Origin of the sequence: Streptomyces sp. CC53 (assembly GCF_001865245.1) — a bacterium.
Lineage (GTDB): Bacteria > Actinomycetota > Actinomycetes > Streptomycetales > Streptomycetaceae > Streptomyces.
This window is the reverse complement of sequence record NZ_MKXB01000204.1, coordinates 44,119-53,353: the sequence shown is the minus strand read 5'-3', so window position 1 is coordinate 53,353 and position 9,235 is coordinate 44,119. Positions and strand designations below refer to the sequence as shown.

The window sequence follows — 9,235 nt, the reverse complement described above, 5'->3', positions numbered from 1 at the left end:
CCGCTCGGCCCCGACGGCCTGCCCGCCGGCCCGGTGCGGGAGGAACCGGACCTGGTGGAGGCGGTGCGCTCCCGCCCCGAGGTCGACCGGTGGGTGTGGCGGTCCACGGCCGGGCTGTACCCGCGGCTGCTGGCGGCGGGCGTGCGGGTCGAGCGGTGCTACGACCTGGAGGCGGCGGAGCAGCTGCTGCTCGGCCACGAGGGGCGGCTCGGTGAGCCGCGGTCGGCGGCGGCTGCCTGGGCACGGCTGCGCGGCCGCCCCGTGCCGCCGGACCCCCCGGCGAGGGCGCCGGAGCCGGGCGCGCAGTCCTCGCTTTTCGACGCGCGGCCGACCGGTCCGGACGTGCCGTTCGACGGGCTGCTGGAGGTCTACGCCGCGCAGCAGCGGCGGCACGGGGAGGCCGAGCACCCGGACCGCATGAGGCTGTTGACGGCGGCCGAGTCGGCCGGGGCGCTGGTGGCGGCCGAGATGCACCGGGCGGGGCTGCCCTGGCGGGCGGACGTGCACCGGCAGGTGCTGCACGAGCTGCTGGGCGAGCGGTACGCGGGCGGAGGCGAGCCGCGCCGGCTCGCGGAGCTGGCGGAGGAGGTGTCGGCGGCGTTCGGCCGGCGGGTGCGGCCCGACCTGCCGGCCGACGTGGTGAGGGCGTTCGCGCAGGCGGGTGTCAGGCTCCGGTCCACGCGCCGCTGGGAACTGGCCGCGGTCGACCACCCGGCGGTCGAGCCGCTGCTCGCCTACAAGACGCTGTACCGGATCTGGACGGCGCACGGCTGGTCGTGGCTTCAGGACTGGGTGCGGGACGGTCGGTTCCGGCCGGAGTACGTGCCGGGCGGCGCGGTCAGCGGCCGGTGGACGACCAACGGCGGGGGCGCGCTGCAGATCCCGAAGGTGATCCGGCGGGCCGTCGTCGCGGACGACGGCTGGCGGCTGGTGGTCGCGGACGCCGACCAGCTGGAGCCGCGCGTCCTGGCGGCGGTCTCCCGCGACCCGGGCTTCATGGAGGTCGCCGGGCACGGCGGCGACCTGTACACGCGCCTGTCGGACCGGGCGTTCCCCGGCGGCCGGGAGGAGGCGAAGCTGGCGCTGCTGGGCGCGGTCTACGGGCAGACCAGCGGGGACGGGCTGAAGGACCTGGCGGCGCTCCGCCGCAGGTTCCCGCGGGCCGTGGCGTACGTGGACGACGCGGCGCGGGCGGGCGAGGAGGGCCGGCTGGTGCGCACCTGGCTGGGCCGCACGAGCCCGCCGGCGGTCGGCGCCGGGGAGGCCGGCGAGGCGGGCCTGCCCCAGGGGGACGACGAGGGAGCCCCCGCCGCGGACACGAGCGGGTACGTCCCCGGGTACGCCTCGCTGGACGCGCGCGCCCGGGGCCGGTTCACCCGGAACTTCGTGGTGCAGGGCAGCGCCGCGGACTGGGCGCTGCTCATGCTGGCCGCGCTGCGCCGGGCGACCGCCGGGATGCGGGCGGAGCCGGTGTTCTTCCAGCACGACGAGGTGATCGTGCACTGCCCCGCCGGGGAGGCGGAGGCGGTCGCCGAGGCGATCCGCGCGGCCGGGGACCTGGCCGGGCGGATCGCCTTCGGTGACACGCCGGTGCGCTTCCCGTTCACGACGACGACGGTGGAGTGCTACGCGGACGCGAAGTGAGCGGCCGTCCGGCGGGTCACTCCGCCGGCTCCAGCCACTTCTCGCTGGTGGCGATGGTCTGCAGCTGCTCCATGTCGAGCGCGGGCTTGGCGCGGGTGGCGTCCTGGTCTTGGTCCGGGGTGTTGAAGGCGGAGACCACGACGCGGTAGCCGCTCGGCCGCAGCGTGTCGACGCTCCACCACACCACGTCCTTGCCGCCCTTCTCCCCCGCCTGCCGGACCGCCCTCACCTTGGTGCCGTCGGCCAGGGTCGTGTACGAGCCCGGCGGGAAGAGGGAGGGCCCCGCGCCTCCCATGCCTGGCTGGGCGTTCACCTGGACGAGGCTGCGGCCCTTGCCGTCGTCGACGACGGCGTACGCGTAGTCGCCCTCACCGCCGCTGCGGACCCGGGTGAGGTTCTCGGGCAGCAGGGACAGGAAGAGGGGTTTCACCGCGGCCTCGCCGGAGCCGTCGCCGGCCACCGGCCCTTCCGGCCCGCCCTCCTCCGGCCATCCTCCCGGGTCGGGCAGGTGGTCGAGGACCGGTTTCCAGGCGTCGGCCGAGACGACGGCCTTCATCTGCGCGGAGGTGAAGGGCGGTTCCGCCCGGGAGACGGCCGAGCCCTTCTGGGCGGGCGCGTTCCACGTGTTCAGGTCGACGACCACGCCGTCCGGGTGGACCAGCGACGCCCGCCAGTTCTTCGTCTCCTCCCGCTTGTCGGGGTATTCGTACCCCTTGAGGACCATCAGCCGGGCGCCGCCGGGCAGGGTCTCCGTGGTGCAGCCGTCGTGCGGGACGAGCGCCGCGTCCGGGCAGCGTGTGTAGGTGTCGTCTCCCGGGGCGACGCGGAAGAACGCGATGCCGACCGCGGCCCGGCCGCGGCCGTCGTCGAACACCCCGGAGGCCGTCGGCCCCTCGGCCGTGCCCCGCGCGGCGGGCTCGGTCAGCTCGCCGCCCGGCAGCAGCGCCCGGAACGTCCTGAGCACCTCCGCAGCGCTGACCCCGCCGCCCTCCGCCCTGGGCGGCGGTTCGGCGGTGGCTGAGGGAACCGGGTCCACCCGGCCGGTCGCGGCACTGGGCCCGGGCGGCGCGGCCGCGACCGGAGGACCCCCGTCCCCCCGGTCGGCGGCCACGTCCGCCGTGCGGGCCCTGCCGCCCAGCGCGCCCGCCGCGTAGGCACAGCCGACGCCCACCAGGGCGAGGGCCAGCACACCCCCGGCGACCGCTCCGGTCCGCCGCCGCACCACACGGCGCCGGCCGCGGGCCACCCCGCCCGCCACCAGTCCGCCGCCGTCCGGAGCGAAGGTGTCGCCCGTGCGGCGCAGGGCGACCACCAAGTCGTCCTCGAACCGTCCCTCTTCCGGCATTCCAGCCCCCAGGTGCATGTCACGATGTGTACAGGAACATGAACGAACGTTTCAGCGGGCGTACTCGGCGATGCCCCCGCCGAGCCGCTGCCTGAGCCTGCCCAGGGCCCGCACCGACCGCGTGCGCACGGCGGCGGAGCTGACCCGCAGCGCCTGGGCGGTCTCCTCGATGCTGCGGTCCTCCCAGTACCGCAGCACGACGACCGCCCGGTCCTTGGGTGGCAGGTCCGCCAACGCGTCGAGGAGCGCGACGCGCAGCGCCGGGTCGTCGTGGGCGGCGGGCGGCTGCGCGGCCTCCGGCAGCGCCCCGAGCGGCCGCTCCGTGGACGACCGGCGCCGCTGGTGGCTGAGGAAGGCACGGACGAGGACGGTCTGCGCGTACGCCGCCGGGTTGTCGATCCGTGCCGCCCTCCCGAACAGCGCCGTGCGGCCCCACAGGACGTACATCCGGCCGAGCGTCTCCTGCACCAGGTCCTCGGCGAGGTGGGTGTCTCCGCTGGTGAGGAGGCACGCCGAGCGGTAGAGGTGGCCGGCCCTCCCCCGTGCGAACTCCAGGAACCCGTCCGTGCCGGTCCGTCCCATGCCCTCCCCCTCGCACCGCTGGTGCCCTCACCTCACCGACGCGGTGGCCCGGGGAAATGTTTCACACGACTTCCGCGATCGGGCCCGGCGATCGAGGGGGCCGCTCCGGGCGCTCGGCACGCGGACATGGGCGGGCCCCCGCACCCGTGGTTCGGATGCGGGGGCCCGCCCATGCGCTCCGGCGGACGTCAGCCGCGGATGGCCGCCGACGCGTTCTCGGAGAGGACGTTCTCCAGGATGTGCGACAGGGCGCTGTCACCCTTGACCGCGGTGGAGTTCTCCACACACTGCTGGTTCTGGGTGTCGTTCAGGATGTCCTGGACGCCCACGTTGACCAGGGCGACGATGTTCTGGACGTCGGCCTGGATCGGCACGCCGAGGCACGGCTTGTTCAGGGTGCCCTGGACGAGGGACATCTGCGGGCTCATCTTCCCGCCGGTGACCGTGTTGCCGTAGGCCTGCTTCGAGAAGTTGCCGTTCTGGGTGTCGACCCCGTGGTCACCCGTGGCGGCGGCCATCGGCGCGCCCGCACCCAGGACGGCCGCGGCGACACCGGCACCAGCCAGAACCTTCTTGATCATGGTCGATCCTTATCGTCGAGAGACCCGGCGTGCGGGTCGTCTGCCGCCACCCGCAGGTGGGGCGCATGGGGAGAGGGATGAAGCGGGATACCGGCCCGCACGGCGCGAGGCCACGCGGGCCGGGTGGCGCGGGCCGTCAGCGGACGGCGACGGAGCCGTTCTCGGAGAGGACGTTCTCCAGGATGTGCGACAGGGCGCTGTCGCCCTTGACCGCGGTGGAGTTCTCCGCGCACTGCTGGTTCTGGGTGTCGTTGAGGATGTCCTGAACACCCACGTTGACCAGCGCCAGGATGTTCTGGACGTCGACCTGGGCCGGCAGACCGACACAGGGCTTGTTGAACGAACCCTGGATGAGACCGATCTGCGGGCTCATGTAGCCGCCCGTCGTCGTGTTGCCGTAGTACTGGGCGGCGAAGTTGCCGTTCTGGGTGTCCACACCGTGGTCACCCGTGGCGGCGGCCATCGGGGCGCCCGCGCCGAGCACGGCCGCGGCGACGCCCGCGGACGCCAGAGCCTTCTTGATCATTCGTGATCCTTCTCGTCGAGAAACCCGGTCTCGGGTCGCTCTGACCAACAGCTCGGCGCTGTTTAGGTTCCGCGAGGTCACCCGAAGAGCGCAATCCACGAAGACAGGTTGAGAATTCTTACGACGATCATTCCGACGGCGTTGTCGCCGAGGCGTCCGCGACCGGCGGTGTCCGACGGCCGCCTGCGGGTACTCCTATTTTATGAACGGTTTCGTCTACCTCAGCGCGGAATTCGCGGCCCCGACGTTTGTCCGGCACGGACTGGGCCAGCTGATCGCGGGCATCCTGATCGTCGGCTTCCTCATCGGGGCCTTCTGGCTGGGCCGGCGCATCTGGATCAAGGAGGCCGCCCCGCCGCAACCCGAGGAGCATCCGCAACGGCCGCCCGACGCCGGGCTGCCCGGCGAGGTGGAGGGCCACCGCAAGCCCGCGGAGGTGCCGCAGGGCGAGCGGCGGCTGATGCCGTACGAGCTGAAGCACGAACCGACCGAGCCCGACACGTCGCCGGTGTCCGAGGACGACCACAAGTGGCGCGGCTCGCAGAGCGGCGGGTTCGGCAGCGGGGGGCCGATGACGGGCGGCTGACCTGCAGCGGCCACGAGCGGTCCCCGGGCCCCCTTCCCCTCCAGGCCCGGGGGCCGCGTCCCCGCGCGACCGGTGTGCCGGTCAGGCGTGAGGGGCCGTGGAGAGGGGCGGGGGCGAGAGGAATGCGCCGCCGGGGCGGGGGGACCCGGGGCGGTATGACGGAAGCAGAGGCCGAGCCGCGCAGCGCCTCCGCGCGTGACGCCGCTCGGTTCGGCGCGGTGGTGCTGGCTCCCGCACTGGCCGCGGGTCTACTGCTGCGGCGCCGTACGGGGATGGCGCTGGCGGAGCGGTACGCGGCCGACCGGCGGGCCGTCCGCCTGCTCGGCGAGCTGCGGCGGCGCTACGGGCCGGGGCCGCTGCGGATCGACCTCGCCGGACGGCGTTTCGCCGTGCTGCTGGACGCCGCGGACGCGGAGGCCGTCCTGGCCGGTACGCCCGACCCGTACGCCCCCTCGGGGGTCGAGAACCGGGCCTCGCTGGAGCGGTTCCAGCCGCACGGCGCCCTCGTCGTGCGCGGCGACGAGCGGGCCGCTCGGCGACTCCTCGACGAGACGGCACTGGAAACCGGCAACCAGCTCCACAGCCTGGCGCCCCGCATGCTCCGGGCCGTCCGGGAGGAGGCCGGGCTGCTGCTGGCCGCCGTCTCCGCCGGCACGGGCGAGCTGCGCTGGGACCGGTTCTCCGAGGCCTGGCAGGCGACCGTCCGGCGGCTCGCCCTCGGGGACACCGCACGGGACGACACCGCCCTCACCGCCATGCTCGGGCGGCTGCGCGCCTCCGCGGACCGGCCCGCGGCCTCCCCCGGCCGCGCCCGCCTGCGGGACCGCTTCGACCGCCGGCTGCGCGACCACGTGGAGCGGGCGGAGCCGGGCAGTCTCGCCGCCGCACTCGCCGCGACGACGGCGGCCCCCGGCACGGACCCGGTCGGCCAGGTGCCGCACTGGCTGTCCGGGTTCGACGCGGCGGGCATCGCCGCCTACCGGGCCCTCGCCCTGCTCGCCACCCACGCGTCCCAGGCCACGCAGGTGCGCAACGAGCTCGCCGTCACGGACCTGACCGAGCCGCGGCCGCTGCCCTACACCCGGGCCTGCGTCCTGGAGTCCGTGCGGCTCTGGCCGACGACGCCCTTCCTGCTGCGGGAAGCCGTCCGCGAGACCGCCTGGGGCGAGGGGACGCTGCCCGCCGGTACGGAGTTCCTGATCTACACGCCGCTCTTCCAGCGCGGCTCCCTGCCCTACGCCGACCGCTTCACCCCGGAGATCTGGCTCGACGGCACCGCGGAGGACACCGCGGGGCTGTACCCCTTCAGCGCGGGACCCGGCGCCTGCCCCGGTGAGGACGTGGCGCTGTTCGCGACCTCGACCCTGCTCGCCGCGCTGCTGGAACGCCACACCTACCTGCCGGACCGGCCCGGCCGCCTGCGCCCCGACCGGCCGCTGCCACGCACCCTCGACCACTTCGGGCTGCGGTTCGCCGTGCTGCCGCACTGACGTGCGGTCCGGGGGTGGATTTCCGGACGTACCGGTGCGGACGAGGCGGCTGTGACATCATGCGAAAAGCCCGCCACACGCTGTGAACGGAAGGGTTGGCATGGCCTCTGGCGCCGGAAAGTGGGAGCGCGTGCCTCCCCCTCCGCAGACCGGGACCGCGACCGCCTGGACCGGGCACGGGGGGACGACCGCCGGCGCCCGGACGACCGGCCCGGCGCGCCCCGCCGACACCGTCCCGCTGTTCACCTCCCTCGCCCGGGAATGGCGGGCCCAGGGCCGTGCGGTGCCGGGCGCGAGGGACCACGAATGGGACGCCCTGGTGCGCCGGCCGGTGTGGCCGCGCCGCTGAACCGCTGTCTACTGGCCACGCCTGCCGGGCCGTTGGCGTTCGAGTGAATCAAAAGCCCCGCGAGTTCGGCAGGTGTCTTTTCGGTTACGCATTCGTTGTGGTATTCGCGGCGGCAGCGGGGCCCAACCCGGGGCTCGTGGGTCACGAAATCCGTGGCAAGACTGACTTCCGCTGCGGAAAGGAAGCCGAGAAATGAAGTGCAAGAAGGCCGCTGTGGCCATTGCCGGAATCGTCATGGCGCTGGGCGCCGCCGCTCCGGCGGTCGCCGACGCGGGGGCCGAGGGCGCTGCCGTGGGCTCCCCGGGCGTGCTGTCCGGCAACGTCGTCCAGATCCCGATCCACGTGCCGATCAACGTCTGCGGCAACAGCCTGAACCTGATCGCGGGCCTGAACCCGGCGTTCGGCAACGTCTGCATCAACGACTGACACCGCGCACCAGACGTGGTGAGGCCGGCTCCGGAGGACGCTCCGGAGCCGGCCTCCGCGCATGCCGCACCCGCCTGACCGCCGCCATCCGGGACGGCGTCCCCACCGGCTGCACCGCCGGTCCCGACCGCTGCCCGGTCCCCCCACCGGCCCGGACCGCCGGGCCCGAAGCGCCGCCGAGGCGTGGCGCCCCGCCCGTGCCCGGAGCGCGCATCCCGCAACCGAACGGAAGGCCGGACCCGGTCGGCGGTCCCGCGCCTCCGGACCCGGGGCACGGGGCCACGGGCCCACCGGCCCCGCGGCCCGTGGCGCACCTCCGGGACCGGAGACCACGGGCCACCCCCGTCGTGCCAGTCCCGGCAGGCCCGGTGGCGGGGCCGGAACCGGGCCCCGGTCAGCGGGCGAGCGGAGCCGTGGCCGGGCGGGAGCGGGCCACCGGCACCTCCGGCAGTCCGGGCGCCCGCAGCCGCCGCTCGACCCCCGTCACCAGCCGCTCGGCCGTGTAGCCGGCGCCGTACACGAAACGCATCGCCGGGCCGTACGACGGGGCCGTGAGCAGCCCGGCGAGGAACAGCCCCGGGTGGGACGACTCGAAGTGCGCGCCGGCCTCCGGGGCTCCCAGCGCACCCGTGGTGCGCAGCTCGTCCCGCAGCTCCTCCCCCAGCAGCCGCACCCGGTCGAGCCGGGGGGTGAACCCGGTCGCGGCGACGACGTGGTCGGTGTCCAGCGTGACGGGCTGCGCACCCGGCCCGGCGCTCAGGGTGAGCCGCACCGGGCCCTCGCCCTCCGCGCCCGTCGCCTCGGCCGCCACGACCGCGCGGCCGAGCCGCACGTCGGGCACCGACGCGAACCGCTCCCGCAGCCACCACGCGCCGGCGGGCCCCAGCGCGGTGCCGAACAGGCGCTCCCGGGTCGGCGCGGGCAGCCGCCGGAAGAGCCCGGGGGTGCGGGCGTAGAGGAGGTTCTGCCAGCCGCAGCCGAGACCGGTGTGCGGGGCCCTCGCCGCCTCCAGCCGGCTGCGCCGCAGCGCGGGCGGCACCGTGTTCCACACCAGGTGGCCCGAGCGTGCCACCACCCGGGCGTGTGCGCCCGCCTCCGCGAGCAGCACGGCGGTCTCCAGCGCGGCCTGGCCCGCGCCGACGACCGTCACGTCGCGGCCCGCGAAGCACGTGAAGTCGGCGTGGTGGCTGCTGTGCGTCACCTGCCGGGGCATCAGGTGCCGCAGCGCGCCGGGAACGTACTCGAAGGGCCGGCTTCCGATCGCGAGGGCGACCGTGCGGGCGCCGACCGTCTCCCCGTCGGCCGCCGTGACCGCGAACCGGCCGTCGGGCCGCGGGTGGACGGCGGCGACCGTGCGCGGGTCCACGGGGACTGGCAGGGCCTGCCGCGCGAACCACTCGCCGTACGCGGCGAAGAACCCGACCGGCAGCGGCCGGCCGTGCTCGGCCCGTACGCCCCGGGTGGCGGCGTACGCGGAGAGGCCGTACGCCCCGGCGGGGTCCGACAGGTCCGAGGCCCAGGGCTCCGACTTCAGCAGCATGCCGGGCGGCATCCGCTTCCAGGCGTCCATGACCCGGCCGAAGACCCGCAGGGAGAGTCCGCGGGCCGCCGCGTGGGCGGCGACGGACAGGCCGTACGGGCCCGCCCCCACGATCACCAGGTCCACATCGTCGCGGTCGTCGTGCTTCGAGGCCACCTCTGTCGTC

Annotated in this window: 10 protein-coding genes; 5 read left to right on the top strand and 5 right to left on the bottom strand. The window is 75.3% G+C overall.

Annotation, left to right across the window (positions count from 1 at the left end):
* The coding region (locus BJP40_RS27870; RefSeq protein ID WP_071283155.1) for a bifunctional 3'-5' exonuclease/DNA polymerase at positions 1–1,644 on the top strand (1,644 nt) is incomplete at its 5' end.
* 16 nt (positions 1,645–1,660) lie between these two features.
* Here the strand turns inward: BJP40_RS27870 and BJP40_RS27865 are convergent.
* From BJP40_RS27865 to BJP40_RS27850, 4 genes are all read right to left on the bottom strand, one after another.
* Positions 1,661–3,007 carry a hypothetical protein gene (locus tag BJP40_RS27865; protein WP_226962524.1) on the bottom strand — a complete coding sequence of 449 codons (1,347 nt, stop codon included), beginning with the start codon at positions 3,005–3,007 and terminating at the stop codon, positions 1,661–1,663.
* Positions 3,008–3,040: 33 nt separating this feature from the next.
* Complete coding sequence (locus BJP40_RS27860) at positions 3,041–3,571, bottom strand: SigE family RNA polymerase sigma factor (RefSeq protein WP_071283153.1); 531 nt, start codon at positions 3,569–3,571, stop codon at positions 3,041–3,043.
* Between the two features lie 188 nt (positions 3,572–3,759).
* Positions 3,760–4,152, bottom strand: coding sequence for a rodlin (locus BJP40_RS27855; RefSeq protein WP_071264139.1), 393 nt, complete (start codon positions 4,150–4,152; stop codon positions 3,760–3,762).
* 136 nt (positions 4,153–4,288) lie between these two features.
* Positions 4,289–4,678 (bottom strand): rodlin, encoded by a 390-nt coding sequence (locus BJP40_RS27850; protein ID WP_071264137.1) that lies wholly within the window; start codon positions 4,676–4,678, stop codon positions 4,289–4,291.
* A 202-nt stretch (positions 4,679–4,880) separates the two neighbouring features.
* On the opposite strand from BJP40_RS27850, the gene BJP40_RS27845 reads away from it, so the two are divergent.
* The 4 genes from BJP40_RS27845 to BJP40_RS27830 all read left to right on the top strand — a co-directional run bounded on the left by BJP40_RS27845 (position 4,881) and on the right by BJP40_RS27830 (position 7,529).
* Entirely contained in the window at positions 4,881–5,264 is a 384-nt protein-coding gene (locus BJP40_RS27845; RefSeq protein WP_071264135.1) for a DUF6479 family protein, read from the top strand.
* 155 nt (positions 5,265–5,419) lie between these two features.
* Positions 5,420–6,754 carry a cytochrome P450 gene (locus tag BJP40_RS27840; RefSeq protein ID WP_071283152.1) on the top strand — a complete coding sequence of 445 codons (1,335 nt, stop codon included), beginning with the start codon at positions 5,420–5,422 and terminating at the stop codon, positions 6,752–6,754.
* Between the two features lie 100 nt (positions 6,755–6,854).
* Positions 6,855–7,103, top strand: a complete 249-nt coding sequence (locus BJP40_RS27835) for a hypothetical protein (protein WP_071264131.1) — start codon at positions 6,855–6,857, stop codon at positions 7,101–7,103.
* Positions 7,104–7,295: 192 nt separating this feature from the next.
* A complete protein-coding gene (locus tag BJP40_RS27830; protein ID WP_079171525.1) occupies positions 7,296–7,529 on the top strand; it encodes a chaplin in 234 nt (77 codons plus the stop codon).
* Positions 7,530–7,923: 394 nt separating this feature from the next.
* Here BJP40_RS27830 and BJP40_RS27825 read toward each other — a convergent pair whose 3' ends face one another.
* Positions 7,924–9,225, bottom strand: a complete 1,302-nt coding sequence (locus BJP40_RS27825; protein WP_226962525.1) for an FAD-dependent oxidoreductase — start codon at positions 9,223–9,225, stop codon at positions 7,924–7,926.
* Positions 9,226–9,235: the final 10 nt, after the last annotated feature.

What these genes read in the sequence shown, in the direction of transcription:
- BJP40_RS27865 (WP_226962524.1), bottom strand. Translation starts at nt 3,007, where the DNA reads ATGCACCTGGGGGCTGGAATGCCGGAAGAGGGACGGTTCGAGGACGAC.
- BJP40_RS27860 (WP_071283153.1), bottom strand. Translation starts at nt 3,571, where the DNA reads ATGGGACGGACCGGCACGGACGGGTTCCTGGAGTTCGCACGGGGGAGG.
- BJP40_RS27855 (WP_071264139.1), bottom strand. Translation starts at nt 4,152, where the DNA reads ATGATCAAGAAGGTTCTGGCTGGTGCCGGTGTCGCCGCGGCCGTCCTG.
- BJP40_RS27850 (WP_071264137.1), bottom strand. Translation starts at nt 4,678, where the DNA reads ATGATCAAGAAGGCTCTGGCGTCCGCGGGCGTCGCCGCGGCCGTGCTC.
- BJP40_RS27845 (WP_071264135.1), top strand. Translation starts at nt 4,881, where the DNA reads ATGAACGGTTTCGTCTACCTCAGCGCGGAATTCGCGGCCCCGACGTTT.
- BJP40_RS27840 (WP_071283152.1), top strand. Translation starts at nt 5,420, where the DNA reads ATGACGGAAGCAGAGGCCGAGCCGCGCAGCGCCTCCGCGCGTGACGCC.
- BJP40_RS27835 (WP_071264131.1), top strand. Translation starts at nt 6,855, where the DNA reads ATGGCCTCTGGCGCCGGAAAGTGGGAGCGCGTGCCTCCCCCTCCGCAG.
- BJP40_RS27830 (WP_079171525.1), top strand. Translation starts at nt 7,296, where the DNA reads ATGAAGTGCAAGAAGGCCGCTGTGGCCATTGCCGGAATCGTCATGGCG.